This window comes from Streptomyces sp. AHA2, assembly GCF_036857595.1.
In the GTDB taxonomy this organism is placed as follows: domain Bacteria; phylum Actinomycetota; class Actinomycetes; order Streptomycetales; family Streptomycetaceae; genus Streptomyces.
Genome location: NZ_JAUQWJ010000002.1, coordinates 477665 through 503406, shown reverse-complemented (window position 1 = coordinate 503406; position 25742 = coordinate 477665). Strand labels below are relative to the sequence as shown.

The 25742-nt window shown below is 72.9% G+C and carries 25 protein-coding genes; 19 read left to right on the top strand and 6 right to left on the bottom strand.

What is annotated here, in order from left to right; all coding sequences use genetic code 11:
• Positions 1-211 precede the first annotated feature (211 nt).
• From Q5694_RS06355 to Q5694_RS06340, 4 genes are all read left to right on the top strand, one after another.
• Positions 212-835 (top strand): GntR family transcriptional regulator, encoded by a 624-nt coding sequence (locus Q5694_RS06355; RefSeq protein ID WP_333931059.1) that lies wholly within the window; start codon positions 212-214, stop codon positions 833-835.
• 267 nt (positions 836-1102) lie between these two features.
• Positions 1103-3805: a pyruvate dehydrogenase (acetyl-transferring), homodimeric type gene (gene aceE / locus Q5694_RS06350; protein ID WP_333931058.1), complete on the top strand. Its 2703-nt coding sequence runs from the start codon at positions 1103-1105 to the stop codon at positions 3803-3805.
• Positions 3806-3858: 53 nt separating this feature from the next.
• The gene (locus Q5694_RS06345) at positions 3859-4845 is read left to right on the top strand and encodes a helix-turn-helix transcriptional regulator (RefSeq protein WP_333931056.1); all 987 of its coding nucleotides are present in this window, start codon (positions 3859-3861) and stop codon (positions 4843-4845) included.
• Between the two features lie 55 nt (positions 4846-4900).
• On the top strand, positions 4901-5422 hold the full coding sequence (locus tag Q5694_RS06340) for a DUF4240 domain-containing protein (protein ID WP_333931055.1): 522 nt from the start codon (positions 4901-4903) through the stop codon (positions 5420-5422).
• Positions 5423-5476: 54 nt separating this feature from the next.
• Here Q5694_RS06340 and Q5694_RS06335 read toward each other — a convergent pair whose 3' ends face one another.
• Positions 5477-6265: a peptidoglycan recognition protein family protein gene (locus tag Q5694_RS06335; protein ID WP_333931303.1), complete on the bottom strand. Its 789-nt coding sequence runs from the start codon at positions 6263-6265 to the stop codon at positions 5477-5479.
• Between the two features lie 255 nt (positions 6266-6520).
• Here Q5694_RS06335 and Q5694_RS06330 point away from each other — a divergent pair, with 255 nt between their 5' ends.
• Positions 6521-7705: a MarP family serine protease gene (locus tag Q5694_RS06330; RefSeq protein WP_333931053.1), complete on the top strand. Its 1185-nt coding sequence runs from the start codon at positions 6521-6523 to the stop codon at positions 7703-7705.
• 16 nt (positions 7706-7721) lie between these two features.
• Here Q5694_RS06330 and Q5694_RS06325 read toward each other — a convergent pair whose 3' ends face one another.
• Positions 7722-8219: a GNAT family N-acetyltransferase gene (locus Q5694_RS06325; RefSeq protein WP_333931052.1), complete on the bottom strand. Its 498-nt coding sequence runs from the start codon at positions 8217-8219 to the stop codon at positions 7722-7724.
• Between the two features lie 72 nt (positions 8220-8291).
• Between Q5694_RS06325 and Q5694_RS06320 the strand changes: the two genes are divergently transcribed.
• Together Q5694_RS06320 and Q5694_RS06315 are read left to right on the top strand one after the other, a co-directional pair.
• Positions 8292-9194, top strand: a complete 903-nt coding sequence (locus Q5694_RS06320; RefSeq protein ID WP_333931051.1) for a TIGR01777 family oxidoreductase — start codon at positions 8292-8294, stop codon at positions 9192-9194.
• Between the two features lie 262 nt (positions 9195-9456).
• Positions 9457-10863 (top strand): NAD(P)/FAD-dependent oxidoreductase, encoded by a 1407-nt coding sequence (locus Q5694_RS06315; protein ID WP_333931050.1) that lies wholly within the window; start codon positions 9457-9459, stop codon positions 10861-10863.
• A 55-nt stretch (positions 10864-10918) separates the two neighbouring features.
• On the opposite strand, the gene Q5694_RS06310 is transcribed toward Q5694_RS06315, so the two are convergent.
• The gene (locus Q5694_RS06310) at positions 10919-12391 is read right to left on the bottom strand and encodes a regulator (RefSeq protein WP_333931049.1); all 1473 of its coding nucleotides are present in this window, start codon (positions 12389-12391) and stop codon (positions 10919-10921) included.
• A 238-nt stretch (positions 12392-12629) separates the two neighbouring features.
• Between Q5694_RS06310 and lipB the strand changes: the two genes are divergently transcribed.
• The 4 genes from lipB (at position 12630) to Q5694_RS06290 (ending at position 15741) form a co-directional block, all read left to right on the top strand.
• Complete coding sequence (gene lipB / locus Q5694_RS06305; RefSeq protein WP_333931048.1) at positions 12630-13430, top strand: lipoyl(octanoyl) transferase LipB; 801 nt, start codon at positions 12630-12632, stop codon at positions 13428-13430.
• A 94-nt stretch (positions 13431-13524) separates the two neighbouring features.
• Entirely contained in the window at positions 13525-14490 is a 966-nt protein-coding gene (gene lipA / locus Q5694_RS06300) for a lipoyl synthase (protein ID WP_333931047.1), read from the top strand.
• Positions 14491-14751: 261 nt separating this feature from the next.
• Positions 14752-14964, top strand: coding sequence for an SCO2195 family GlnR-regulated protein (locus tag Q5694_RS06295; RefSeq protein WP_333931046.1), 213 nt, complete (start codon positions 14752-14754; stop codon positions 14962-14964).
• Between the two features lie 75 nt (positions 14965-15039).
• A complete protein-coding gene (locus Q5694_RS06290) occupies positions 15040-15741 on the top strand; it encodes a DUF4191 domain-containing protein (RefSeq protein ID WP_333931045.1) in 702 nt (233 codons plus the stop codon).
• A 256-nt stretch (positions 15742-15997) separates the two neighbouring features.
• Here Q5694_RS06290 and Q5694_RS06285 read toward each other — a convergent pair whose 3' ends face one another.
• On the bottom strand, positions 15998-16465 hold the full coding sequence (locus tag Q5694_RS06285) for an RDD family protein (RefSeq protein ID WP_333931044.1): 468 nt from the start codon (positions 16463-16465) through the stop codon (positions 15998-16000).
• Positions 16466-16675: 210 nt separating this feature from the next.
• Between Q5694_RS06285 and glnA the strand changes: the two genes are divergently transcribed.
• The 4 genes from glnA (at position 16676) to Q5694_RS06265 (ending at position 20632) form a co-directional block, all read left to right on the top strand.
• Positions 16676-18085 (top strand): type I glutamate--ammonia ligase, encoded by a 1410-nt coding sequence (gene glnA, locus Q5694_RS06280; RefSeq protein ID WP_333931043.1) that lies wholly within the window; start codon positions 16676-16678, stop codon positions 18083-18085.
• Positions 18086-18227: 142 nt separating this feature from the next.
• The gene (locus tag Q5694_RS06275; protein ID WP_333931042.1) at positions 18228-18491 is read left to right on the top strand and encodes an SCO2583/SCO2584 N-terminal domain-containing protein; all 264 of its coding nucleotides are present in this window, start codon (positions 18228-18230) and stop codon (positions 18489-18491) included.
• A gap of 26 nt (positions 18492-18517) precedes the next feature.
• On the top strand, positions 18518-18889 hold the full coding sequence (locus Q5694_RS06270) for a signal peptidase I (RefSeq protein ID WP_333931041.1): 372 nt from the start codon (positions 18518-18520) through the stop codon (positions 18887-18889).
• A gap of 108 nt (positions 18890-18997) precedes the next feature.
• Positions 18998-20632 (top strand): alpha/beta fold hydrolase, encoded by a 1635-nt coding sequence (locus Q5694_RS06265; RefSeq protein ID WP_333931040.1) that lies wholly within the window; start codon positions 18998-19000, stop codon positions 20630-20632.
• Between the two features lie 101 nt (positions 20633-20733).
• Here Q5694_RS06265 and Q5694_RS06260 read toward each other — a convergent pair whose 3' ends face one another.
• On the bottom strand, positions 20734-21345 hold the full coding sequence (locus tag Q5694_RS06260; RefSeq protein ID WP_333931039.1) for a TetR/AcrR family transcriptional regulator: 612 nt from the start codon (positions 21343-21345) through the stop codon (positions 20734-20736).
• 102 nt (positions 21346-21447) lie between these two features.
• Here Q5694_RS06260 and Q5694_RS06255 point away from each other — a divergent pair, with 102 nt between their 5' ends.
• A complete protein-coding gene (locus Q5694_RS06255) occupies positions 21448-22503 on the top strand; it encodes an aldo/keto reductase (protein ID WP_333931038.1) in 1056 nt (351 codons plus the stop codon).
• Between the two features lie 133 nt (positions 22504-22636).
• Here Q5694_RS06255 and Q5694_RS06250 read toward each other — a convergent pair whose 3' ends face one another.
• Complete coding sequence (locus Q5694_RS06250; protein ID WP_333931037.1) at positions 22637-22951, bottom strand: hypothetical protein; 315 nt, start codon at positions 22949-22951, stop codon at positions 22637-22639.
• A 227-nt stretch (positions 22952-23178) separates the two neighbouring features.
• On the opposite strand from Q5694_RS06250, the gene Q5694_RS06245 reads away from it, so the two are divergent.
• The 3 genes from Q5694_RS06245 (at position 23179) to glnII (ending at position 25716) form a co-directional block, all read left to right on the top strand.
• Positions 23179-23538: an arsenate reductase family protein gene (locus tag Q5694_RS06245; protein WP_333931036.1), complete on the top strand. Its 360-nt coding sequence runs from the start codon at positions 23179-23181 to the stop codon at positions 23536-23538.
• Between the two features lie 116 nt (positions 23539-23654).
• Positions 23655-24371, top strand: coding sequence for a hypothetical protein (locus tag Q5694_RS06240; RefSeq protein ID WP_333931035.1), 717 nt, complete (start codon positions 23655-23657; stop codon positions 24369-24371).
• Between the two features lie 313 nt (positions 24372-24684).
• Positions 24685-25716, top strand: coding sequence for a glutamine synthetase (glnII, locus tag Q5694_RS06235; RefSeq protein ID WP_333931034.1), 1032 nt, complete (start codon positions 24685-24687; stop codon positions 25714-25716).
• Positions 25717-25742 lie beyond the last annotated feature (26 nt).

Here is a 25742-nt window from a genome sequence, read left to right as displayed (position 1 = left end):
GCGCGGGGCCGTGACATGTGCGGCTCCGCCGCGTGGGTGCGACGAGCCACGGACGACCGGCAGCAGCCCGCACGCGGAGCAGCCCGAGCTCCCAGGCGGCCGACACACCGTGTGCAACATGTCTCACCTGCGTGCAAGCACGCTCGTCGGCCCCACCCGCGCAGCGAACCGGCCGTATTGTCTAAGCGTCGATCCCGACCGAGGAGCCCTCATGACCGCGCCCGTCGTCCACTCGCTGCGCGAACAGATCCGCGAGCACATCCTCGAAGGGATCATCAGCGGACGCTGGCAGCCGGGCGAGCGGATCGTGGAGCGCCGGATCGCCACGGAACTGGAGGTCAGCCAGACCCCGGTCCGCGAGGCCCTGCGCGAGCTGGAGTCCCTGCGCCTGATCGAGTCCGCCCCGAACAAGGGCGTGCGCGTGCGCAACCTGACGGCCGCCGACCTGGAGGAGAGCTACCCGGTGCGCGCCGGCCTGGAGGCCATCGCCGCCGAGCTCGCCGCCCAGGGCCTCGCCGAGGACTGCTCGGCGCTGGAACCGCACGTCAGCGCCCTGTACGAGGCCGACCGCCTGTCCGACGGCACGGCCCAGGTGCGCCACACCGTCGCCTTCCACCGTGAACTGGTCCGCGCCGCCGGGAACTCGGTCCTGCTGCACACCTGGGAGGGCCTGGGCATCGAGGTGTTCACGGCCCTGTCGATCCGCTGGCTGGGCACGCGCCAGCAGTCGTACGCCGAGGAGCACGAGGAGCTGGTCGCCGCCTTCAAGCGGCGTGATCCCCGGATCGCGGAGCTGGTGAAGGCGCACGTACTGGGTTGCGCGCCGCGGGCGTGACACCCGAGCGCACCCTCGCTCAAACGGCTCCGACCTGCGAAAACCAGGCGGAAACCCGTCACCGCGTGCCACAGTCGAAGGCACCGCGTGCCTACTTTCTCGCGATCAAGAGGTTTTGCCCCTCAACCCTTTGATCGATCATCGATCAGGGAGTTACAGTCGCCGACGGGCTTGCCACCCAAGCCTCAGCCCTGTCCTGCCAAAGACCAAGGGCACCCCCGATCCCCGTATGTGAGGGAACCCCCTTCGACTGAGGAAGGCGGCGACATGACCGACCCCCACGCCATCCAGCCGAGCGAGCTCGACCAGCTCCCCGACCGGGACCCGGAGGAGACCGCCGAATGGCAGGCCTCCCTGGACGCGGTCACCAAGGCTGCCGGGCCGCACCGTGCCGCGTACCTGATGCGCCGCACGCTGGAGCGCGCCGAGGGCGCCGGCATCGCGCTGCCGAAGCTCCTCGAGACCGACTACGTCAATTCCATCCCCACCTCCGCCGAGCCGGCCGTGCCCGGTGACGAGGCGATGGAGCAGCGGATCACCGCGTGGAACCGCTGGAACGCGGCCGCGATGGTGACCCGCGGCAGCAAGTACGGCGTCGGCGGCCACATCGCCACCTTCGCCTCCGCCGCCTGGCTCTACGAGACCGGCTTCAACCACTTCTTCAAGGGCAAAGAGGCCGACGGCTCCGGCGACCAGCTCTACATCCAGGGCCACGCCTCGCCCGGCATCTACGCCCGCGCGTTCCTCGACGGCCGGCTGAGCGAGCAGCAGCTCGACAACTTCCGCCGCGAGTCGGGCGGCGACGGCCTGCCCTCCTACCCGCACCCGCGCCGCCTGCCCTGGCTGTGGGAGTTCCCGACGGTGTCCATGGGCCTCGGCCCGCTGTCGGCCATCTACCAGGCGCGCTTCAACCGCTACCTGACCAACCGCGGCATCAAGGACACCTCCGCCTCGCACGTGTGGGCGTTCCTCGGCGACGGCGAGATGGACGAGCCCGAGTCGACGGCGGCCCTGGCGCTGGCGGCCCGTGAGGAGCTCGACAACCTCACGTTCGTCATCAACTGCAACCTGCAGCGCCTGGACGGCCCGGTCCGCGCCAACTTCAAGATCGTTCAGGAGCTGGAGGCCCAGTTCCGCGGCGCCGGCTGGAACGTGATCAAGACGCTGTGGGGCACGGCCTGGGACGAGCTGTTCCAGCTCGACACCACGGGCGCGCTGGTACGCCGGCTGCGCCAGGTACCGGACGCGCAGATCCAGACGTACCAGACGCGCGACGCGGCCTACATCCGCCAGGACTTCTTCGGCGCCGACCCGGCGCTGGCGGAGATGGCGAAGCTGCTGAGCGACGACAAGATCCTGGAGTGCTTCCACCTCTCGCGCGGCGGTCACGAGGCGCGCAAGGTGTACGCCGCGTACAAGGCGGCCGTCGAGCACAAGGGCGCGCCGACCGTGATCCTGGCCCAGACGGTCAAGGGCCACACCCTCGGCGAGGGCTTCGCGTCGAAGAACGCCAACCACCAGATGAAGAAGCTCTCGGTGGACGAGTTCAAGAACATGCGCGACCTGCTCGGCCTGCCGATCAAGGACAGCGACTTCGTCGACGGCGTGGTCCCCTACGGCCACCCCGGCGCCGGCTCCCCCGAGGTGCGCTACCTCCAGGAGCGGCGCGCCGCCCTCGGCGGTCCGGCCCCGGCCCGTCGTGTGCACCCGGTCGCGCCGCTGCCCGCCCCGGCGGAGAAGGCGTTCGCCTCCTTCGACAAGGGCTCCGGCTCGCAGAACGTGGCCACCACCATGGCGTTCGTCCGCCTAGTCAAAGACCTGGTCCGCGACAAGGAGACCGGCAGGCGCTGGGTGCCGATCGTCCCGGACGAGGCGCGCACCTTCGGCATGGAGTCGCTGTTCCCCTCGCTCGGCATCTACTCGCCCAAGGGGCAGACGTACGAGCCGGTCGACCGCGACCAGCTGATGTACTACAAGGAGGCCAAGAACGGCCAGATCCTCAACGAGGGGATCACCGAGGCCGGTTCGATGGCCGACTTCATCGCCGCTTCGACGTCGTACGCGACGCACGGCGAGGCGATGATCCCGTTCTACATCTTCTACTCGATGTTCGGCTGGCAGCGCACGGCCGACCAGATGTGGCAGCTCGGCGACCAGCTCGGCCGCGGGTTCCTGGTCGGGGCCACGGCCGGCCGCACCACCCTGACCGGTGAGGGCCTGCAGCACGCCGACGGCCACTCCCCCGTCATCGCCGCGACCAACCCGGCGGCCCTGACCTACGACCCGGCGTTCGCCTACGAGGTCGCGGCCATCGTCAAGGAGGGTCTGCGCCGGATGTACGGCGAGGCCGCCCCGGGCGAGGACCAGGACGTCTTCTACTACCTGACCGTCTACAACGAGCCGCTGCCGCAGCCGGCGAAGCCGGCCGTCGCCGGCATCGACGAAGGCATCGTCAAGGGCCTGTACCGCTTCAACACGGCGGAGTCGGCGGGCGTGGCCGTGCCGGCGAACGCCCCGCGGATCCAGCTGCTCGGCTCCGGTACGGCGATCCACTGGGCGCTGAAGGCACAGCGGCTGCTGGCCGACGAGTGGGGCGTGGCGGCCGACGTGTGGTCGGCGACGTCCTGGAGCGAGCTGCGCCGGGACGCCCTGGAGGCGGACGAGGCACTGCTGCGCGGCGAGGAGCGGGTGCCCTTCGTGCGGCGCGCGCTGCAGGGCGCCGAGGGCCCGGTCCTGGCGGTCTCGGACTACATGCGCCAGGTCCCGGACCAGATCGCGCAGTGGGTCGAGCAGGACTGGTCCTCGCTGGGCGCCGACGGCTTCGGCCTGTCGGACACCCGCGAGGCGGCCCGCCGCCACTTCGGGGTCGACGCCGAGTCCATCGTCGTCGCGGCCCTGGCCCAGCTCGCCAAGCGCGGCGAGGTCAAGGCCGCGTCCGTGAAGGAAGCGCGCGAGAAGTACGGCCTGTGAGGCCGTGACCGGCAGGCCCCCGCCGCGGCGGGGGCCTGCTGCATGATGTGGGCATGCGTGCTGCCCGGCTGATCAAGATGGTGCTGCTGCTCCAGTCCCGGCCCTCCATGACGGCCGCCGAGCTCGCCCGGGAGCTGGAGGTGTCGGAGCGGACGGTGACCCGCGACGCGCAGGCGCTGTCGGAGGCGGGCGTGCCGGTGTACGCGGACCGCGGCCGGGCCGGCGGGTACCGGCTGGTCGGCGGGTACCGGACGCGGCTGACCGGGCTGCACCGCGGCGAGGCGGAGGCGCTGTTCCTGTCCGGGGTACCGGGGGCGCTGCGCGAGATGGGCCTGGAGGACGCGGCCTCGGCGGCTCGCCTGAAGGTGTCGGCGGCCCTCCTGCCGTCCCTCAGGGACGCCTCCCGGACGGCGGCGCAGCGCTTCCACCTGGACGCCCCGAACTGGTTCAAGGAGCCGAGGACGCCCGCGCTGCTGCCGGCGGTCGCGGACGCGGTGTGGGACGACCGGCGGATCAGCGCCCGCTACCGGCGCGGCGAGGAGGAGGTCTCGCGGGAGCTGGAGCCGTACGGGCTCGTGCTGAAGGCCGGTGTCTGGTACCTGTGCGCGCGGGTGGCCGGGGGCGCGTCCTTCCGGGTGTACCGGATCGACCGGTTCACGGCGGTGGAAGCGGGTGCGGAGCGCTTCGAGCGGGAGCCGGAGTTCGACCTGCCCGCCTTCTGGGAGGAGCGGGCCGAGCAGTTCGCGCGGTCCATCCTGCGGGCGCGGGTGGTGGTGCGGCTGTCCCCGGAGGGTGTCCGCGCCCTGCCGTACGCCCTCGATGCGGTCATCGCCCGGGAGGCCCTGGCCGGGGCGGGTCAACCGGACGGCGAGGGGTGGGTGCGGGTGGACCTGCCGGTGGAGTCCGAGGAGGTGGCGCACGCCCAGCTCGCGTCGCTGGGCCCCGAGGTGGAGGTGCTGGAACCTGCCGGTCTGCGCGAGCGGTTCGCCGCGGACGCGGCACGGCTGGCGCGCCTCTACGGGCGGACGGACGGCGCGTGACGATCCCGCCCCCACTCCGGGTGCGCCCGTGTGCCCCAGGGCCGATGCTTGACCCGTGATGGACGAGACGGAGTTCTGGGAGCTGGTGGACGACGCCCGGGAGGCCGCCGAGGGCGACCCGGAGGAGCAGGCCGACCTGCTCGTGGAGCGGCTCGCCCGGCTGGACCCGGACTCCGTCCTGGACTTCGCCCGGCACTTCGAGTCCCGCTACAACCGCGCCTACCGCTGGGACCTGTGGGGCGCGGCCTGGGTGCTGCTGGACGGGGCCAGCGACGACGCCTTCGACTTCTTCCGCTGCTGGCTGATCGGCCAGGGGCGGGAGGTCTTCGAGGGCGCGCTGCACGACCCGGACGCGCTCGCCGACCTGCTGGACGACTTCGACGAGGAGATCGACGGCGACGGCGAGGAGCTCGGCTACGCGGCGGACGAGGCGTACGAGCAGCTCACCGGCGTGGTCGCCCCCGATCTGGAGATCGCCCCGCCGCCCCCGGAGCCGGAGGGCACGCCGCTGGACTTCGAGGACGAGCGGCTGCTGGCCGAGCGTTATCCCCGGCTGTGGGAGCGGTTCAGGGACTGACCGCGGTTCAGGGACGGACCGGGGCCTGGTTGCGGGTGCCGCGGGGCCGGGGGCTCAGGACGCCGCGCGGCGGCTGTGGCCCTGCTGCGTGTGGGCCGGCCTGCCCTGCATCCGGGCCGCCATGTCGCGGATCTGCGGCAGGCGGGCGTGCAGTGCGGCGCCGGGGCAGCTGGTCATGTAGCCGTCGTTGTGGCCGGCCAGGGCGGGCAGGGTGGCGGTGGTGCCGGCCGCGTACCGGCTCAGGCCGTTGCTGGAGACCAGGCGGACCCGGGACCGCGGGTCGGTGCCGGTGAGGCCGAGCTTCCAGGCGGCCAGCGCGGCGATGGACCTGATCATCGGCTGCGGCACGGGCACGCCCTCGGTGAAGGTGCCGAGCGCGGCGACGCCGGAGGTGCGGTGGTTGAAGCCCTGGGTGTGCGCGCCGGTGACGGCGCGTTCGACGCCCCCGGCCCGGCCCTCGTAGATGGTGCCGCAGCGGTCGACGACGAAGTTGTAGCCGATGTCGTCCCAGTCGCGGGTGCCGCGCTGGCCGGTGTACACGTCGCGGATGATGCGGGGCGCGTCGGCGCAGTCGTAGCCGTTGGGCGAGTCGGTGTGGTGGACGAAGACGGCCGCGACCCGGTCGTCGTAGCGGGGGCGGGGCTGGGTGCGGGCGGCCCCGCCGAGCCACTGCGAGCGCGGCACGATGGGCGGGCGCGGGGCGGCGTAGGGGGCGGCGGGCCGGTGCGCGGCGCGGGCGCCGGCCTCGGCGGCGTGTTCGACGCCGTGCGCGCACAGCACCAGGGCCACGACGGCGGCGGCGCCCGGCAGGCAGCCGAGCAGCAGCCGGGCGGCGCGCGGCATGCCCGCCGGGCCGGGCGTGCCGGCGGCGCGGTGCCTGCGCGTCCCTGGCCGACCTCCGAAGGCACGCATGGTCCCACTGTCGGGCTGTTCCGCTCCGTCCGCGATGTGTGATGTGCCACCCGGTGGAACCATCGTCACGGTCCGCGGCGTTTCTCCTGGTGCACCGTGCGGGGCGGTCCCGTCCGCTCCGCCGTGCGACTGATCAACGGGGCGTTCCCGCACGTACCAGTGGTTCCCGGAGAGAGGCGGCGTTGCGTGGACCTGCTCGACATCCTGCTGTCGCTGGCCGTCCTGACCTACGCGGCGTCCGGGTACCGGCGTGGTCTGGTGGCCGGCTGCGTGTCCCTGGCCGGGTTCGTCGGCGGCGCGGTCGTCGGCGTGTGGATCCTGCCGTGGGTGATGGACCTGGTCGAGCCGGGGACGACCCGGGCGACGCTGACGGCGGTGCTCACGGTGCTGCTGCCGGCGGTGCTCGTGCACGAGCTGGCGGGCCGGCTGGCCCTGCGGCTGCGGCGGGAGCTGGACCGCGGGCCGCTCAGGGTGGCGGACGGGGTGGGCGGGGCCGTGGCCAACGCGGTGGCCGTGCTGATCGTGGCGTGGGTGGCCGCGAGCGTCCTGGGCGCCTCCTCGTCACCGACGGTCACCTCCGCGATCCGCGACTCGCGGCTGCTGGGCGCGGTGCAGCGGACGATGCCGGACACGACCCCGGCCTGGTTCTCGGAGGCCACGTCCGCCCTGACCCAGGCGGGCTTCCCGCAGGTCTTCAACCCCTTCGAGAGCGAGTCGGCGGCGGAGGTCGCCGAGCCCACCGGCGACAGCGTGACGGGGGCCGCCACGCGGGCCGCCCAGCGCAGCACGGTGAAGGTGGAGGGTGTCGCGGGCACGCAGGGGCGCGAGGGCAGCGGGTTCGTGTACGCGCCCCGGCACGTGATGACCAACGCCCATGTGGTGGCCGGCATCGACGAGCCGACCGTGCAGATCGGCGGCGTCGGGCGGACGTACGGGGCCCGGGTGGTGCTCTTCGACCCGGAGAAGGACGTGGCCGTGCTGTACGTGCCGGACCTGCGGGCGCCGGTGCTGCGCTTCGACGACGACGCCCGGCGCGGTGACGCGGCGGTCGTGGCGGGCTATCCGCAGGACGGCGACCTGGACCTGCAGGCGGCCACGGTCGCCAACCGGGTGCGGGCGACGGGCCAGGACATCTACAACGACGGGACGGCCGTCCGGGAGATCTACTCGATCCGCTCCACGGTGCGCCCGGGCAACTCCGGCGGCCCGCTGCTCACCACGGACGGCCGGGTGTTCGGCGTGGTGTTCGCCCGCTCGACCTCGGACGCCGAGACGGGGTACGTGCTGACGGCCGACGAGGTCGCCCCGGACGCCGAACGCGCGGCGCTGGCGACGGCGCCGGTGGACACCGGGGAGCCCACCGAGGCGTGAGCGCACCGGGTGCGGCTCAGAGGAAGCGCCCCATGAAGACGTCGTCGACGTACCGGCCGTCGAGGAGGAACTCCTCGGGCAGGACGCCCTCCACCGTGAACCCCTCGGACTCGTAGAGCTTTCGCGCCGGCGTGTTGTGGCCGAGGACGCGCAGGGTCAGGCGCCGGGCGCCGCGCCGCCGCGCCTCCGCGACGGCGGCCCGGACCAGGGCCCGGCCGGCCCCGCGGCCGCGTGCCTCCTCCGCCACGGCGAGGCCCTGGATCTGGAGCACGTGCCGGTTCGAGGCGAGGGGTGTGGGGAAGCCGAGGTGCGTGTAACCGGCCAGGCGGCCGTCGTCCTCGGCGACGAGGCAGTCCCGCGGGGGGTGCCGCTCGCCGAAGAACGGCGGGTAGGGCGGCCGGGGCTCGGGCGTCACGGCGTGCAGGGGCGACCAGGCGCGCCGGTCCAGCAGGGCCAGTTCCGCCTCGTCCTCGGGCACGGCGACGCGGACACGCACTTCGGGATGGTCGGGCATGGGCGACACCCTAGGTCGCGGGGCCCGTGGTCCGACAGCGGATTTGCGGGGGCCGCGGGCAGGATGGGGGGCATGGAACGCTCACGTATCGCAGTGGCCGGTGCGTCCGGTCTCATCGGCGGCGCCCTGGTGCGGTCACTGGCCTCCGACGGACACGAGGTGGTGCGCCTGGTGCGCCGGGAGCCCCGGGGCGCGGACGAGGTCCGCTGGGACCCGGAGGGCGGGCACGTGGACGCGGCCGGGCTCGCCGGATGCCACGCGGTGGTCAACCTGGCGGGCGCCGGGGTCGGCGACCGGCGCTGGACGGACGCCTACAAGCAGCGGATCCGCGACAGCAGGGTCAACGGCACGGCCGCGCTCGCACGGGCGGTCGCCTCACTGGTCGACGCGGACCGGCCGCGGGTCTTCGTGAACGGCAGCGCCATCGGCTACTACGGCGAGACCGGGGACCGTGCCGTCGACGAGAGCGCCCCGGCGGGCGCGGGTTTCCTGCCCGAGGTGTGCGTGGAGTGGGAGGGGGCCGCCGCGCCCGCCCAGGAGGCCGGTGTCCGCACCGCGTTCGCCCGGACCGGGCTCGTCGTGTCCCGCGAGGGCGGGGCGTGGGGTCGGTTGTTCCCGCTGTTCCGGGCCGGGCTGGGCGGGCGCATGGGTGACGGGCGGCAGTACTGGTCGTTCGTCGCGCTGCACGACGAGGTCGCGGCGATCCGGCACATCCTCGACACCGACGGCCTGTCCGGGCCGTTCAACCTCACCGCCCCGCATCCCCTGACGAACAGTGAGATCACCACGGCCATGGGGCGGGTGCTGCGCCGGCCGACGGTGTTCGCCGTGCCCGCGCCCGTCCTGCGGTCCGTGCTGGGCGAGATGGCCGGGGACGTGCTCGGCAGCGCCCGGGTCCTGCCGGCCCGGCTGCTGGAGTCGGGCTTCCGCTTCGCGTTCCCGGACATCGAGGGAGCGATCCGCGCGGCCCTGTGAGGTCTGCCGGCTTCCCCTCCCACGCGGCACGCCGGCGGCGCGGGCCTCCGCTCCGCGTTTCTTCCCCCAGCCGCGCACCAGTCCCCCGCGACCACTTCATGCCCACGCGGCGTCCGTATGCGACCGCCGTGCGACCGTGCCCTGTCGATGCGCGACTCCCCCTGACCGATCACGGCCCTACGCTCGACCGGAACTCGCGTATCCCTGGCGCCTGTTGAGGGCATGACGTCTCCAGCGCCCGCGCAACCTCGAGGAGGGGCACGTGCTTGAGCCCGCGTACCAGGCGGACGTGGTCGTCGTGGGGGCCGGGGTCGCCGGCCTCTCGGCCGCGCATCGGCTGTCCAGCGCAGGAGTGACGACCATGGTCCTGGAGGCCGCCCATCAGGTCGGCGGCCGGATGGCGACGGAGAAGGTCGACGGTTTCCGGCTCGACCGGGTCGGCCAGTTGCTGTCCACGGCGTATCCCGAACTACACCGGACCCCGGGGCTGGACGGGCTCGTGCTGCGCCCCTTCGCCCCGGGCGTCCTGCTGCACGGCGACGGACGCCATCACCACGCGGGCGTCCAGCCCGGCGCGGGGGGTGCACGGGGCGCACTGCACGCCGTCCGTGCGCTGGCGAGTGCGCCCCGGTCGCCGTCCGCCCCACGGGTGCCCCGCAGGCCGGCGGCAGTGCCCGGCCGGCAGGTCTCGGTGCCCCGCAGCCGGTCGGGCGCCCCGCTCGGCACGGCGGTCGACCAGGCCCGGCTGGGCGCGGCCCTGACCCGGCTGGCCGGCACCCCGGCCGAACGGCTGCTGGCGCGCCCCGAATTGCCCGCCGGGCAGGCCCTCACGGCCCGGGGGCTTCCCTCGCGGACCATCGACGGCTTCCTGCGCCCACTGCTCGCGGCCCTGCTGTGCGACCCGGACCTGACGACGTCGAGCCGGTGCGCCGACCTCGCGCTGCGCGCCTTCGCCGGCGGCCGGCTGTGCGTGCCGGAGGGCGGGTCGGAGGTCCTGCCGGAGCTGCTGGCGCGGACCCTGCCCGCGGGGTCGGTGCACACCGGCGTGCGCGTCACCTCCGTCTCGACGACCGCGGTGACCACCGCGGAGCACGGGGTGATCCGCTGCCGGGCGGTGCTGGTGGCGACGGGCGCCCGGGCCGCAGCCGTGCTGCTGCCCGGGCTGCGGGTGCCGGAGTTCCACCCGGTGACGGTGGTGCACCACACCACCGACGAGCCGCCGGGAACGGGGGCGTCCATGCTGCTCGACGCGGACCTCGGCGGCCCGGTGGCCCACACGGCGGTGCTCAGCCAGGTCGACCCGTCCCGGGCCCCCGCGGGCCGGGCCCTGGTGTCGTCGACGGTGCTCGGCCGGCCGCCCGGCGACGTCGACACGGCCGTGCGGATGCACCTGGCGCGGCTGTACGGGACGTCGACGGCCCGGTGGGAGACGCTGGCGGTGCACCACACGGCCGAGGCGGTGCCCGCGATGCGGCCGCCGCACGACCTGCGGCGGCCGGTGCGGCTGCTCGCGGGGCTGTACGTCTGCGGGGACCACCGGGACACCAGCACCGTCCAGGGCGCTCTGCGCTCCGGGCACCGGGCGTCCGCGGCGATTCTGGCCGACTTGGGGGCGGGCCGGTCGATGCACGCCGCCGATCCGCTGCCGACTGTGCCGCGGGCGGCCTAGGGCCCGGTGCGGGTGCGCGGGGGCTGGTCGCGCCGTCCCCCGCGCCCCGGTCGTTTCACCCCAGGGCCGCCACCTTGTCCCGGTAGGTCCGCACCGGAGCCGCGTCCTTGTACGGTTCCAGCCGCCGCTCGAAGTCCCGCACGTACTCCACCGCCCGCACGGAACGCATCTCGGCGGCCTGGCCCGCGGCCTCCGCGGCCAGCTGGCACGCCTGGTCGAGCTCGCCCAGGCCCAGACGGGCGGTGGCGAGGACGACCCGGCAGAACAGCCGGCTGCGGGCGTAGGACGGGGCCCGCAGCTGCAGCGAGCGTTCCGCGTGCTGTGCGGCGGCGCGGAACTGCTGCAGGTCGCGGTGGCAGTGCCCGAACTCGTCGGCGAGCTGGGCCTCGTCGAAGAACCTCGCCCAGTGCGGCACGTCGTCCCCGGGACGGGCCGTCTCCAGGGCCCGCTCGGCGCGGACCAGGGCCGCGGTGCAGGCCCGGACCTCGCCGAGCACCCCGTGCCCGCGCGCCTCCGAGGCGTGCAGCAGGGCCTGCACGACGGGCGGCCCGGAGGTGCCCACGCCCTGCTGGGCCACGCGCGCGAGCTGCACCGCCTCGCGCCCGTGCCCCAGGTAGACGGCCTGGCGGCTCATGGTGACCAGCACGTACGCCCCGAACGCCCGGTCCCCGGCGGCCTGGGCGAGCCGCAGCGCCTGCACGAAGTAGCGCTGGGCGAGCCCGTGCGCGGCGATGTCGTAGGAGGTCCAGCCGGCGAGCCGGGTCAGGTCGGCGGCGGCGGCGAACAGGCGGCGGCCGGTCTGCTCGCCGTAGGTGCCGCGCAGCATGGGCTCGCACTCGTGCTCCAGGTAGCGCACGAGGGCCTGGCGGGCGTGGCCGCCGCCGTAGGCGTCGTCGAGGGTGCGGAACAGCTCGCCGACCGAGCGCAGGGCGGCGATGTCCCCGGCGGTGACCTTCTGGCCGGGTCCGCGCTCGGCCCCGCCGCGCTGGCGGGGCAGGGACGGCACGCCCTGTTCGGCGGGGAGCCGCAGGGCGGGACGGCCCTGCGCGGGGATGCGGGCGGGGTGGGGCTCGCCCCGGGCGACCTTCTCGTCCGCACGGCCGATCAGCCAGTCGCGGCTGGGCACGACGAGCCCGGCCGGGGTGAAGGCGATCTTGCGCAGCTCGGCGTGGCTGCCGGAGTCCTTGCGCCACAGCCCGCTGACGATGTCGACGGCCTCCTCCGGGGTGGCGGCGAACTCCAGCCCCGCGTACACCGGGGCGCAGGCGTCCAGGCCCAGGTCCTGGGCGGTGAGGCGGCGGCCCAGGCGGCGGGTGAACACCTCGGCGATCAGGGCGGGTGTGGTCCCCCGGGGCTGCTGGCCGCGCAGCCACCGGGTGACGGAGGTCTTGTCGTATCTCAGGTCGAGCCCGTGTTCCAGACCGAGCTGGTCCACGCGACGGGCGAGTCCCGCGTTGGAGAACCCCGCTTCTGCGATGAGCGCGGCGAGCTGTCGGTTGGGGGTGCGCTGCGCGGGTCGTTCCGTCATCTGCGGTGCGGTCTCCTGCCTTCCGGCCTTCGTGATGTGCGCGGATTGCCTGTGAGCTGGCCTTATGCCTTGCTGAACGGCGCGAATGTAGCGGAGAGTAAGCACCCCATCACACATTTTCCCGGACATTCATCCGATCGTGTGAGGATTGACCCCGGGACTGACGTGTCCGGGCCGGACGTACAGTGGCTTGGGCGCGTTACGTGCCTGACACACCCGTCCGAGGGAGGCGCTTGCCGTGAGTGAGTTGCGGTTCGTCCGCATGGGGTTCGGTGACGAGGCCGTCGAGTACCAGGAGGCCTGGGACGAGCAGCGCCGGGTGCACGCGGCGCGCTTCGCCGACGAGGTCCCCGACACCGTACTGCTCCTGGAGCACCCGCCGGTCTACACGGCCGGGCGGCGGACGGCGGACAGCGAGCGACCCCTCGACGGCACCCCGGTCGTCGACGTGGACCGCGGCGGCAAGATCACCTGGCACGGCCCCGGGCAGCTGGTCGGCTACCCCATCCAGAAGCTTCCCCGCCCCGTGGACGTGGTCGCCCACGTCCGGCGCCTGGAGGAGGCCCTGATCCGCACCTGCGCCGACTTCGGCCTGGAGACCACCCGGGTCGAGGGCCGCAGCGGCGTGTGGGTCCTGGGCGACCCGGTCGAGCAGCGGCCCGCGCTCGGCGGACTGTCGCTGGACTTCGACCCGCGCCTGCACGACGAGGAGTTCGACCCGCGCCTGAACGGTCCGGAGTACGCCCCGTCCAACGCCGGCCAGCGCCGAGAGGACCGCAAGATCGCCGCGATCGGCATCCGGGTGGCCAAGGGCGTCACCATGCACGGCTTCGCGCTGAACGTGAACCCGGACAACAAGTGGTTCGACCGGATCATCCCCTGCGGCATCCGGGACGCGGGCGTGGCCTCCCTCGCCGCCGAGCTGGGCCGCGACGTGACGATCGAGGAGGTTCTGCCCGTGGTGGAGCGCCACCTGCGGGACGTCCTGGAGAACGCCGACCTCAAGCCGCGGGAGATCGAGAGGACACCGGCGGCATAAATGCCCGTGGGGAGGGGCTGACACCACACACAGGCATTCAAATCCACGGGCGTACCCTTGAGGACGCCGAAGAATCAACGCTAGGGAGCCGGTCGTGTCCGCAGTCGCACCCGACGGACGCAAGATGCTGCGCCTGGAGGTCCGCAACAGCCAGACCCCCATCGAGCGCAAGCCCGAGTGGATCAAGACCCGGGCGAAAATGGGCCCCGAGTACACCAAGATGCAGAACCTCGTGAAGAGCGAGGGCCTGCACACGGTCTGCCAGGAAGCCGGCTGCCCGAACATCTACGAGTGCTGGGAGGACCGCGAGGCGACCTTCCTCATCGGCGGCGACCAGTGCACCCGGCGCTGCGACTTCTGCCAGATCGACACCGGCAAGCCCGAGGCGCTCGACCGCGACGAGCCGCGCCGCGTGGGCGAGTCCGTGGTCGCGATGGACCTGAACTACGCCACGATCACCGGCGTCGCCCGCGACGACCTGGAGGACGGCGGCGCCTGGCTGTACGCCGAGACCGTGCGCCAGATCCACCGGCAGACCGCCGGCCGCGAGGGCGGCCACACCAAGGTCGAGCTGCTGGCCCCCGACTTCAACGCGATCCCCGAGCAGCTCGAGGAGGTCTTCTCCTCGCGCCCCGAGGTCTTCGCGCACAACGTCGAGACCGTCCCGCGGATCTTCAAGCGCATCCGCCCCGGCTTCCGCTACGAGCGCTCCCTGAAGGTCATCACGGAGGCCCGTGACTACGGCCTGGTCACCAAGTCGAACCTGATCCTCGGCATGGGCGAGACCCGCGAGGAGGTCAGCGACGCGCTGAAGCAGCTGCACGACGCGGGCTGCGAGCTCGTCACCATCACGCAGTACCTGCGCCCCTCCGTGCGCCACCACCCGGTGGAGCGCTGGGTCAAGCCGCACGAGTTCGTGGAGCTGCAGCAGGAGGCCGAGCAGATCGGTTTCTCCGGTGTGATGTCCGGCCCGCTGGTGCGCTCCTCGTACCGCGCCGGGCGGCTGTACCGCATGGCCATGGAGCAGCGGGACGCGCGCGTCGCGGCCCAGGCCGTCTGACGGAGCGTCACCGCCCCTTCCCCGCACGGGGCGAGACAATCGTGTGAATTCGCGCACCTGAGACTACCTGCGGGTAGTGACCGATTCGACGCGGTCCTGACCGTCCTCGCAGATGAGGGCGTACGTCAGGACCGCGTCGGCGTTCCGCCGCCTCCCGTCCCGGATTCACGGGTGTTTGACCGGTCGGTCACGCCCTGGTAACACCGATCAGTGACGCTGAACTCACAGCACGTACACCCTGACCGAGGGGGGACCTCACCCATGCAGGCCGCGCCCGTCCGCGCCACCGCGATCCCGTCGTTCACGACCGCCCTGCGCGCGGTCGAGGCGCTGCTGATGAGCAGCGGCCAGCGCACCGCCCGGCGCAACGCCTGGACCTCCGTGCTGGAGGACCGCCGGCGCGCCAAGGACCGGGTCGAGGCGCAGCGCGTGCTGGAGCAGTCCGTCTCCCGCTCCCTGTCCGCCCGCCCCTGAGCCACGGCCCCCGCCCCGCGGGCCCGGACGGCACTGCCGTCGTCGGCGCTTGTGCGGACACGTAGACTTCGTGGCATGGCGAGGAAGGAACCTGCAGCGGACGCTGCGAACCCCGGGCGACTGAAGCAGATCGCCCTGACCTACAAGATGACCCGCAGGGCCGACAAGAAGATCGGTCTTGTACTCGCGGCTGTCGGAATCGTCACCTTCGGTGTCTTCCTCGCGATCGGTTTCTTGATCGGTCACCCCATCTATCTCGGCATCCTGGGCTTCCTGCTCGCCTTCCTCGCGACGGCGATCGTGTTCGGGCGCCGGGCCGAGCGGGCCGCCTTCGGGCAGATGGAGGGCCAGCCCGGTGCCGCCGCGGCGGTGCTCGACAACATCGGCCGGGGGTGGACGACGACCCCCGCGGTGGCGATGAACCGCAACCAGGACGTGGTGCACCGCGCGGTCGGCAAGGCCGGCATCGTGCTGGTGGCCGAGGGCAACCCGAACCGGGTGAAGACCCTGCTCGCCGCCGAGAAGCGCAAGATGAACCGGATCGTCGCGGACGTGCCCGTGCACGACCTGGTGGTGGGCACCGGCGAGGGCCAGGTCGAGCTGAAGAAGCTGCGCACGACCATGCTGAAGCTGCCGCGCGTGCTGACCGGCCCGCAGGTCACGGCGACCAACGACCGGCTGCGCGCGCTCGGCGACCTGATGAGCAACATGCCGCTGCCGAAGGGCCCGATGCCCAAGGGCATGCGCCTGCCCAAGGGCGGACCGAAGGCCCGCTGACCCGTACCCGTACGTGGAAGGGGCGCCCGGAGTGATCCGGGCGCCCCTTCGTCGTCCGCGCCGTACGGCTCGTCGCGCGGGCGCGCCAGGGCCTGTCTGACAGTTCCCGCCGTCGCCCGGAGGGCGGCCTCGCGGCGTCAGGTGCGTGCTCTCGGCGTGCCGGGCGTAGAGCGTCGTCCTGGATGTACTCGGCCCTGCGCCCGGTGCGGCGAGGCGTGCATGGTGTCGTGAGGCAGGAGGGAAGGTGAGACAGGCCCTAGATGCGCACCTCGACCGTGCCGGCCAGCCGGTCGTGCAGGCCGCGGCCGTCCCGGTCCCAGACCAGGGCGGGGATCGCGAGGAACAGCAGGACCGTGCGCAGGACGGCCCGCCAGGGGCTGACGCGGCCGGTGGCCAGGGCGAGCACCCGGATGCCGAACAGGCGCTTGCCCGGGGTGAAGCCGACCGTGCCCACCGTGAGCACCATCAGCGCGAACATGATCAGCGGCGCCCAGAGCTGCGCCGCCTCGTTATAGCTGTCGGCGACCAGGCCGTACGCGATCAGCAGGCTCAGGCCCCAGTCGACGGCCAGGGCGCCGAGCCGCCGGCCCGGGCGGGCGATCGAGCCGGAGCCTTCCTCGGGCAGACCGAGCTGCTCGCCCCGGTACCCGAAGTCGACACCGGCCTCCTCCGCGGCCGCGCGGGGCCCAGAGAGCCACGATCCGAGTGCTTGCCTGTTGTCCACCCGTCCACGGTACTGCGCCCCCTTGTGACCGGGGCACGGCGGGGTGCGTCGGGGCTACGGTGGGAGGTGGGCCGGTTAACTTGTGCGAAACAAACGGGTCACGCCCGAGAAATCACCCGTCCCTAGGGTCGAGGACAGCGTGTGCCACCCGCACTGGCCGCACGAACGAACTACCACCCCGGCGGGACGGTCGGGAGTAGGAGGAGCTGGATGTTCCAGAACGCCGACGAGGCCAAGAAGTTCATCGCGGACGAGGACGTCAAGTTCATCGACGTCCGCTTCTGCGACCTCCCGGGTGTGATGCAGCACTTCACGGTGCCTGCGGAGGCGTTCGACGCCGACGAGGAGCTGGCCTTCGACGGCTCCTCGATCCGGGGTTTCCAGGCCATTCACGAGTCCGACATGGCCCTGCGCGCGGACCTGTCGACCGCCCGGGTCGACCCGTTCCGCCGTGACAAGACGCTGAACATCAACTTCTTCATCCACGACCCGATCACGGGTGAGCAGTACTCCCGCGACCCGCGCAACGTGGCCAAGAAGGCGGAGGCCTACCTCGCCTCCACGGGCATCGCCGACACGGCGTACTTCGGTCCGGAGGCCGAGTTCTACGTCTTCGACTCCGTCCGCTTCGCGACCAGCGCGAACGAGTCCTTCTACCACATCGACTCCGAGGCCGGCGCCTGGAACACCGGTGCGCTGGAGGACAACCGCGGTTACAAGGTCCGCTACAAGGGCGGTTACTTCCCGGTCCCGCCGGTCGACCACTTCGCCGACCTGCGCGCCGAGATCTCCCTGGAGCTGGAGCGGGCCGGCCTGAAGGTCGAGCGCCAGCACCACGAGGTGGGCACCGCCGGCCAGGCCGAGATCAACTACAAGTTCAACACCCTGCTCGCCGCCGCCGACGACCTCCAGCTCTTCAAGTACATCGTGAAGAACGTGGCGTGGAAGAACGGCAAGACGGCCACCTTCATGCCGAAGCCGATCTTCGGTGACAACGGCTCGGGCATGCACGTCCACCAGTCGCTGTGGACCGGCGGCCAGCCGCTGTTCTACGACGAGGCCGGTTACGCGGGCCTGTCGGACACCGCCCGCTACTACATCGGCGGCATCCTCAAGCACGCCCCGTCGCTGCTGGCCTTCACCAACCCGACGGTCAACTCCTACCACCGCCTGGTGCCGGGCTTCGAGGCGCCGGTGAACCTGGTGTACTCGCAGCGCAACCGCTCCGCGGCCATGCGCATCCCGATCACGGGCTCCAACCCGAAGGCCAAGCGCGTCGAGTTCCGCGCCCCGGACGCCTCCGGCAACCCGTACCTGGCCTTCTCGGCACTGCTGCTCGCCGGCCTGGACGGCATCAAGAACAAGATCGAGCCGGCCGAGCCGATCGACAAGGACCTGTACGAGCTGGCCCCCGAGGAGCACGCGAACGTCGCCCAGGTCCCGACCTCCCTCGGCGCGGTCCTGGACCGCCTGGAGGCCGACCACGAGTTCCTGCTCCAGGGCGACGTGTTCACCCCGGACCTGATCGAGACGTGGATCGACTTCAAGCGCACCAACGAGATCGCGCCGCTGCAGCTGCGTCCGCACCCGCACGAGTTCGAGCTGTACTTCGACGTGTGATCGACGCCCCCGCCGCCCGTACGGTGCCCCCGTCTCCCGCCGTGGAGGCGGGGGCACCGTCGTGTGCCGGGCCGCGCTTCACAGGCGGGCGCGGAAGGGGGATCATCGGGTACGGGACGGTTGTTCGAGAAGGGTCGCGGGGATGCCGGAACGGGACGACGAGGAGCGCGAGTTCGACTTCCGCTGGGCTGACGGGGCCGAGCACAGGGAGCCGTCCGCCCGGGCCCGTATGCTCGCCGCCCGCTGGAAGCACGACCCGCCCGGGCCGGTGCCGTTCCGCCCCGAACCCGGGCACGCGGGCGGGCGGCGCCGCCGGTCCCCCTGGGTGTCGGCGGCCGTGGTGCTCGGCTGCGTCGCGGCGGTGATCGTCCTGCTCGGGTACACCGGCTTCCGTCCCCCGTTCTAGCGGGCGGTCCTGTTAGCGTCCGGCCCGTGGACGACAGCGTGTACACGGGCAACGCCGGCGAGGACGCCGCGCTGGACCGAGGGTGGATCCTCGGACACTTCAAGCCCGCCGGGGATCCTCGGCACAGCGACGACGTCGAGATCAAGTGGGGCGTTCACCGCCGCGGCGACGAGCGTGCCGAGTGGGTGCGCGGGGAGCAGCGGACCGCGCTGCTGGTGCTGATCAGTGGACGCTTCCGCGTCGAGCTGCCCGGGCGGAGCGTGCTGCTGCGACGGCAGGGCGACTACGTGGTGTGGGGACGGGGCGTCGACCACTCCTGGCGCGCGGAGGAGGAGTCGGTGGTGCTGACCGTGCGGTGGCCGTCCGTGCCCGGGTACGCGGTGGGGTCCGGCGCCTGACGGCTTCGCCCGGGACCGGGACGTGACGGCTGCGCCCCGGGTGGAACGTGCCCCCGCTTGTGGTGATTTTCTCCGCGCGGGCCGGGGGCCGCGTGCATGAATGACCGTATGAGTGAGCTGATGCCTTTCACGCACACGGCCGACGGCGAGCGGCTCGCCGGGCTGCACCGCGGCGCGGACGGGCCCGGCGGGGCGACCGTCGTGCTGCTGCACGGCGCGGGCAACGGCAGCGCGGACCGGCTGGTGCCGTTGCTGGAGGAGTTCGCCGCGCACGGCTGCCCCGCCCTCGCCTTCGACTTCTCCGGCCACGGCCGCAGCAGCGGCCGGCTGCGGGAGCTGAGTCTGCGCCGCCGTTTCGAGCAGGCGGTGTCCGTGATCGACGCGCGCGTGGGCGGTGACGGGCCGCTGGTGCTGGTCGGGTTCAGCATGAGCGGGCAGACGGTGGCGGATCTCGCCCGGCACTACGGTGACCGGGTGGCGGCCCTCGGGCTGTGCGCGCCGGCGGTGTACGCGGCCCAGGCGTGGGACGTGCCGTTCGGCGCGGGCGACGGGCGGTTCAGCGAGGTCATCCGCACCGAGGGGAGCTGGCGCGGCTCACCCGCGCTCGATGTGCTGCGGGCGTACGAGGGGCGGGCCGTGCTCGCGGTGCCGGGCCGGGACGAGGTCGTCCCGGCGGCCGTGACGGAGGCCGTCTCCGAGGCGCTGGCCCGGCGCTCGCAGTTCACCCACCGGGAGTTCCCCGGGGCGCGGCACCGGCTGGGCCTGTGGTTCCGCGACCACGCCGAGGAGCGGCGCGAGTTCGTCACCGACGTACTGGCCGGGCTCGGCGAGGGCGGCTGGACGGCCACGCGCGCGTGGGTGGCCGAGCAATTGCCCGAGGGCCGCACGGTCACCGGCTCGGCCTTCCTGAGCGGCGGCTGGAGCGCGCAGATGCGGCGGCTCGCTCTCGACGACGGCTCCGCACTGGTCCTGCGCTCCTTCGTCAAGCCGTTCTTCCGCCGGCACGCCGGCGGACTGCTGGCCCGGGAGGCGGAGATCCTCACGCTGCTCGCGGACGAGGAGGGTGTGCCGGCCCCCGGGCTGGTGGGTGTGGACGCGACGGCCGGGCACTGCGATCACCCGTCCCTGCTGATGACGGTCCTGCCGGGCCGGGTCCGGGTCGACGAGGAGGAACTCGGCCCTCGGGTGGACCTGTTGGCGGCCCAACTGGCCCGGATCCACCGGGTCCTTCCGGCCGGACGGCCGCGGACGTACCAGGCGTGGACGTCCCCGGAGCGGGTGAACGTGCCGGCGGGTGCGGTGTGGGAGCGGGCCGTGGACGTGATCCGCCGGGATCCGCCGCCGTACGAGGGCTGTTTCCTGCACCGGGACTTCCACCCCGGGAACGTGCTGTTCGCGGGCTCCGGGGCCGGGTTGCGGATCAGCGGCGTGGTCGACTGGGTGGAGACCTCGTGGGGTCCCGCCGACCTGGACGTCGCCCACTGCTCGACGGCGCTCGCGCTGCTGTACGGGCCGGAGCACGGCCTCGCGTTCCGCGCCGCGTACGAGGAGCGGGGCGGCCGGCGCCTGGCGGACGGGCCCGCCCACCTGTACTGGCGGCTGCTCGACGCGCTGGCCTACGTCCCGGACGCGGCGAAGCTGGCGGGACCGTGGCGCGAGCTGGGCCGGACCGATCTGACGCCACGGGCGCTGGCCGGGCGGCTGGAGGCGTACGTGACGGGGCTGCTGGAGCGGTACGGCTGAGGGCGGCGGGCAGGTCGCCGGGGGCGTCGTCGGCGGGGAGCGCGATGGTGCTGTGAGGCAGCCGGGTGCGTGCCGGGCTGCGTCGGGAGGGCCCGGGCGGGTCAGGAGCGTACGAACACCCCGGCCCGGGCCGCCGTGGCCGCCGCCTCGGCGGCTCTGACGGCCGCCTCCTCGTCCAGCCGGCCCCCGCTGATCAGCAGGCGGTAGTAGAGCGGGGCGGACACCGCGCGAATGACCTCATGGGGGTCGGTGCCCTCGGGCACCTCGCCCCGGTCGGCGGCCTGCCGGACACAGGGAGCCCACTCCCGGACGCGGACGTCGTAGAAGCGGTGCAGCGCGGCGGCCGTTCTCGTGTCACCGCCGGCCGCGGCGATCAGGGCCTTGAACAGGGGTCCCTGCCGGGGGTCGGTCAGGGTGCGCTGCACGAGCCGGGCGTTCGCCGTGAGGTCGCCGATCAGGGTCTCGGTCTCGGTGCGCGGTGCCGACTGCTCGGCCATGTCCGCGAGCAGATCCGCCACCAGCCCGGTCACCGTGCCCCAGCGGCGGTACACGGTCGTCTTGCCCACGCCGGCGCGGCGCGCGACGTCGGCGAGGTCCAGCCCCGGGAAGCCGCGTTCGGTGAGGGCGTCCTCCGCCGCCCGCAGCACCGATTCCCGGACCCGCGCGGTGCGCCCCCCGGGCCGCACGGTACCCGGCTCTCCCCCGTCAGCCATAACGGTACTCCTGTTCCATTAGTTGCCACTCCCTGCTACCTTAGCGATCCACTAACGGGACCAGAGAACCATTAACCTGGTTCCACACCGAGAGGGGCCGACATGGAACACAGGCGACTGGGCGCGTCAGGACTCATGGTCCCGGCGCTGAGCTTCGGGGCGGGCACCTTCGGCGGGAGCGGCCCGCTGTTCGGGGCGTGGGGGTCGACCGGCGTGCAGGAGGCCCGCCGGATGGTGGACGTCTGCCTGGAGGCGGGTATCACGATGTTCGACACCGCCGACGTCTACTCCGCCGGCGCCTCAGAGAAGGTGCTCGGAGCGGCACTCGAAGGCCGCCGGGACGAGGTGATCATCTCCACCAAGACGAGCCTGCCGATGGGTGACGGGCCGGGCGACGCGGGTTCCTCGCGCTCCCGGCTGATCCGCGCCTGCGAGGACGCGCTGCGCAGGCTCGGCACCGACCGCATCGACCTGTTCCAGTTGCACGCCTTCGACGCCGGAACGCCGGTCGAGGAGGTGATGGACGCACTCGCCTCGCTGGTACGGGCGGGCAAGGTGCGCTACACCGGCATGTCCAACTTCTCGGGCTGGCAGGCGATGAAGTCCCTCGCCGTCGCGGAGCGGCACGGGCATCCGCGCCACGTGGCCCACCAGGTGTACTACTCGCTGATCGGCCGCGACTACGAGTGGGAGCTGATGCCGCTCGCGCTCGACCAGGGCCTCGGCGCGATCGTCTGGAGTCCGCTGGGCTGGGGCCGCCTCACCGGCCGCATCCGCCGCGGCAGCCCGCTGCCGCCCGGCAGCCGGCTGCACCGCACCGCCGACTTCGGGCCGCCGGTCCGCGCGGAGCACCTCTACGACGTGGTCGACGTACTGGACGAGATCGCCGAGGAGACGGGCAGGGCCGTGCCGCAGATCGCCCTCAACTGGCTGCTGCACAGGCCGACGGTGTCCTCCGTCATCATCGGCGCCCGGGACGAGCGGCAGCTGCGGCAGAATCTCGGCGCCGTCGGCTGGAGCCTCACACCCGAGCAGGTGGCGCGGCTCGACGCGGTGAGCCACCGGCCGGCGCCCTACCCCTACTTCCCCTACGAGCGCCAGGAGGGGTTCGCCCGGCTGAACCCGCCGGTGATCGCGGCACCGGGCCGGGCGGCATGAGCGCGCGCCGGGGCCCCGCGGTCGCGGCGCCCGGGCGCGTGAACGGGCGGCGGGCTCCCTCCGGCCCGGGGTGCACGAACAGGCGCCGGGTGCCCCCGGGTCGGGGTGCCCGGCGCCCGGGGCGCTCGGCGGCTCAGCGGGCGTAGCGCATGAGCGCGCGCACCATGTGGCAGGTCGTGTCCGACGGCGGGTGGACACCGATCATTTCCGCCGTGTCGCGGATCGTCTCGTTGCGCGCCTGGGTGGGCAGGTAGACGCCGGAGTCGAGCAGCGCGATGGCCAGCCGCATGGCCTTGAGGCGGCGGTTGTGCGTGACGTACCACTCCCGCGGCCGGCCGGGCGGCAGCGGCCGCTTCTCCACGGGCGCGTACGGCAGGTCGAGCAGGACGGGACGCTTCGCGGTGGACTGGGTGGGCAGCGGCTTCGGCTTCAGAGCGGCAGCGGGCACAGGCATCCTCCTGTCGCGGTCGGGTGACGCCGGGGCCTTCGCCCACCCCCGCCTCACCCTCGAACACTACTGACAGTCTACCGCCGGGCACTGACAACGAGGAACCCGCACGGGCGTCCAAATCCGCAGGTGAAGAAGGACTTTGGCAGTGCGTCACGGCGGATTCGGGAGTGGTTCCTGAGTCGCCGGAAAATCGAACAGGACTCGGTGCGCGTACGGTGATGCCCATGGAGATCTGGATCAACCCGGCCTGCTCGAAATGCCGCAGCGCCGTGCAGCTGCTCGACGCCGAGGGCGCCGACTACACCGTCCGCCGCTACCTGGAGGACGTGCCGAGCGAGGACGAGATCCGCGAGGTGCTGACGCGCCTCGGGCTCGAACCCTGGGATATCACCCGCACCCAGGAGGCGGCGGCCAAGGAGCTCGGGCTCAGGGACTGGCCCCGGGAGGCCGGTTCGCGCGAGCGGTGGATCGCGGCGCTCGCCGAGCACCCCAAGCTGATCCAGCGTCCGATCATCACCGCGGACGACGGCACGGCGGTGGTGGCCCGGACCGACGAGGCCGTGCGGGACGCGCTGTCGCGCTGACCCCGCCCAGCGGGTGTGGCGCAGGTCACTGTCCCGGCTCCTGCGACCGCTGAGTAACCCCGTTCGGTATCTCGTACATAGCGGCGTACGCTCCCCTACCTCTTCAGGAGGCGCGCATGTCGCGCAGGAGAACTCTCGGCACGAAGAAGAAGATCGCGCTGCTGGTCGGTGCGGCGACCGTGGCGGGAGGCGGGGCCTTCGTCATGGCGAGCACGTCGAACGCCGCGCAGACCCCCAAGTCCGCGTCGGAATCGACGGTCTGTCTGGGCCTCGCCACCGCCCTGGGCAACAACCAGAAGTTCATCGCGGACCAGCGGGCCGACCCGGACGCCCAGTCCGAGGCGCGGATCGCCAACCGCGAGGCGGTCGTCGCGGAGATCAAGCGGAAGCAGGAGGCGTCGGGTTGCACGGTCGGGGAGTCGGCTCAGGACTCCCAAGCCGCGCAGCCCTCGCAGCCCGCTCAGGGCGGCCAGCAGGGCGGCGGCGGTCAGCAGGCCGGCGGCGGTCAGCAGGCCGGGGGTGCGCAGCCCTCGCAGCCGGCCGCCTCCGCGCCCGCGGCGAACCCCGGCGGCGGAGCCGCGGCCGGACAGCAGGTGTGCAACGGCTCCACGGTCACGCTCTCCGGCGAGGGCGGTGCGCCCGCCGCGTCCAGCAACCAGTTCCCGGCCGGCACGAAGCTGAAGGTCACCAACCTGGACAACAACAAGTCCACGACGGTGGAGGTCACGTCGGTCTCCGGCAGCTGCGTCCTGCTGAACAACGCGGCCTTCGAACAGGTCCGTGAGCCCGGCAAGTTCCTGATCCGCCGGGCCGTGATCGAGAAGGTGGGGTGAGGCCGGAGGACCGGATGAGTCCATGAGGCGGCGGTCCACCCCTCGGCCGCCCCCTCGTACGTGTCACCGGTCCTGCCACCCCCGGCCAGGGGTGGCAGGACCGGCGTGCGTGCGGCTCCGGGCGGCGCCGTGCACCGGTTCGACGGAGGGGAGCCGGTGCACGGCGCCACCGGGTAACACGGGGTTCACATACGGGCAACGGCCGGGAAATCGCCTGTTGCCAGGCTGCCGGGCAGCACCTCGCGGCGCCTCAATGCGGCAGCGCCGCAGCACCCGCGATACGCGCCCGAGCACACCCCGAAGGATGTGGCCCGTGACCTTCAAGGCTGAGTACATCTGGATCGACGGCACCGAGCCGACGGCCAAACTGCGTTCCAAGACCAGGATCATCCCGGGTTCGCCCGCCGGTCTGGACGCGCTGCCGGTCTGGGGCTTCGACGGGTCCTCCACCAACCAGGCCGAGGGCCACTCCTCGGACTGCGTCCTGAAGCCGGTCTTCACGTGTCCCGACCCGATCCGCGGCGGCGACGACGTGCTGGTCCTGTGCGAGGTGCTGAACACCGACCTCACCCCGCACGTCACCAACACGCGGGCCGCGCTGGCCGAGGTGGCCGAGAGGTTCGCGGCGCAGGAGCCGATCTTCGGCATCGAGCAGGAGTACACGTTCTTCAAGGACGGCTACCCGCTCGGCTTCCCCAAGGGCGGCTTCCCGGCCCCGCAGGGCGGCTACTACTGCGGTGTCGGCGCCGACGAGATCTTCGGCCGTGACGTCGTCGAGGCCCACCTCGACAACTGCCTGAAGGCCGGTCTCGGCCTGTCCGGCATCAACGCCGAGGTCATGCCGGGCCAGTGGGAGTTCCAGGTCGGCCCGCTGGCGCCGCTGGAGGTCTCCGACCAGCTGTGGGTGGCCCGCTGGCTGCTCTACCGCACGGCCGAGGACTTCGACATCGCCGCCACCCTCGACCCCAAGCCGGTCAAGGGCGACTGGAACGGCGCCGGTGCGCACACCAACTTCTCCACCAGGGCGATGCGCGAGTCCTACGACGCGATCATCACCGCCTGCGAGTCACTCGGCGAGGGCTCCAAGCCGCTCGACCACGTCAAGAACTACGGCGCCGGCATCGACGACCGCCTGACGGGCCTGCACGAGACCGCCCCGTGGGACAAGTTCTCCTACGGCGTCTCGGACCGCGGCGCCTCGGTGCGCATCCCGTGGCAGGTCGAGCAGGACGGCAAGGGCTACATCGAGGACCGCCGTCCCAACGCCAACGTCGACCCGTACGTGGTGACGCGGCTGCTCGTCGACACGTGCTGCTCGGCGCTGGAGAAGGCCGGCCAGGTCTGACCGGTCCGTCACCCGGCTTCCAGGGG

Excerpts from the sequence above, each read along its gene's own strand:
- Q5694_RS06355 (WP_333931059.1), top strand. The coding sequence starts at position 212 with ATGACCGCGCCCGTCGTCCACTCGCTGCGCGAACAGATCCGCGAGCAC.
- aceE (WP_333931058.1), top strand. The coding sequence starts at position 1,103 with ATGACCGACCCCCACGCCATCCAGCCGAGCGAGCTCGACCAGCTCCCC.
- Q5694_RS06345 (WP_333931056.1), top strand. The coding sequence starts at position 3,859 with ATGCGTGCTGCCCGGCTGATCAAGATGGTGCTGCTGCTCCAGTCCCGG.
- Q5694_RS06335 (WP_333931303.1), bottom strand. The coding sequence starts at position 6,265 with ATGCCGCGCGCCGCCCGGCTGCTGCTCGGCTGCCTGCCGGGCGCCGCC.
- Q5694_RS06325 (WP_333931052.1), bottom strand. The coding sequence starts at position 8,219 with ATGCCCGACCATCCCGAAGTGCGTGTCCGCGTCGCCGTGCCCGAGGAC.
- Q5694_RS06320 (WP_333931051.1), top strand. The coding sequence starts at position 8,292 with ATGGAACGCTCACGTATCGCAGTGGCCGGTGCGTCCGGTCTCATCGGC.
- Q5694_RS06310 (WP_333931049.1), bottom strand. The coding sequence starts at position 12,391 with ATGACGGAACGACCCGCGCAGCGCACCCCCAACCGACAGCTCGCCGCG.
- Q5694_RS06295 (WP_333931046.1), top strand. The coding sequence starts at position 14,752 with ATGCAGGCCGCGCCCGTCCGCGCCACCGCGATCCCGTCGTTCACGACC.
- Q5694_RS06290 (WP_333931045.1), top strand. The coding sequence starts at position 15,040 with ATGGCGAGGAAGGAACCTGCAGCGGACGCTGCGAACCCCGGGCGACTG.
- glnA (WP_333931043.1), top strand. The coding sequence starts at position 16,676 with ATGTTCCAGAACGCCGACGAGGCCAAGAAGTTCATCGCGGACGAGGAC.
- Q5694_RS06275 (WP_333931042.1), top strand. The coding sequence starts at position 18,228 with ATGCCGGAACGGGACGACGAGGAGCGCGAGTTCGACTTCCGCTGGGCT.
- Q5694_RS06265 (WP_333931040.1), top strand. The coding sequence starts at position 18,998 with ATGAGTGAGCTGATGCCTTTCACGCACACGGCCGACGGCGAGCGGCTC.
- Q5694_RS06260 (WP_333931039.1), bottom strand. The coding sequence starts at position 21,345 with ATGGCTGACGGGGGAGAGCCGGGTACCGTGCGGCCCGGGGGGCGCACC.
- Q5694_RS06255 (WP_333931038.1), top strand. The coding sequence starts at position 21,448 with ATGGAACACAGGCGACTGGGCGCGTCAGGACTCATGGTCCCGGCGCTG.
- Q5694_RS06245 (WP_333931036.1), top strand. The coding sequence starts at position 23,179 with ATGGAGATCTGGATCAACCCGGCCTGCTCGAAATGCCGCAGCGCCGTG.
- Q5694_RS06240 (WP_333931035.1), top strand. The coding sequence starts at position 23,655 with ATGTCGCGCAGGAGAACTCTCGGCACGAAGAAGAAGATCGCGCTGCTG.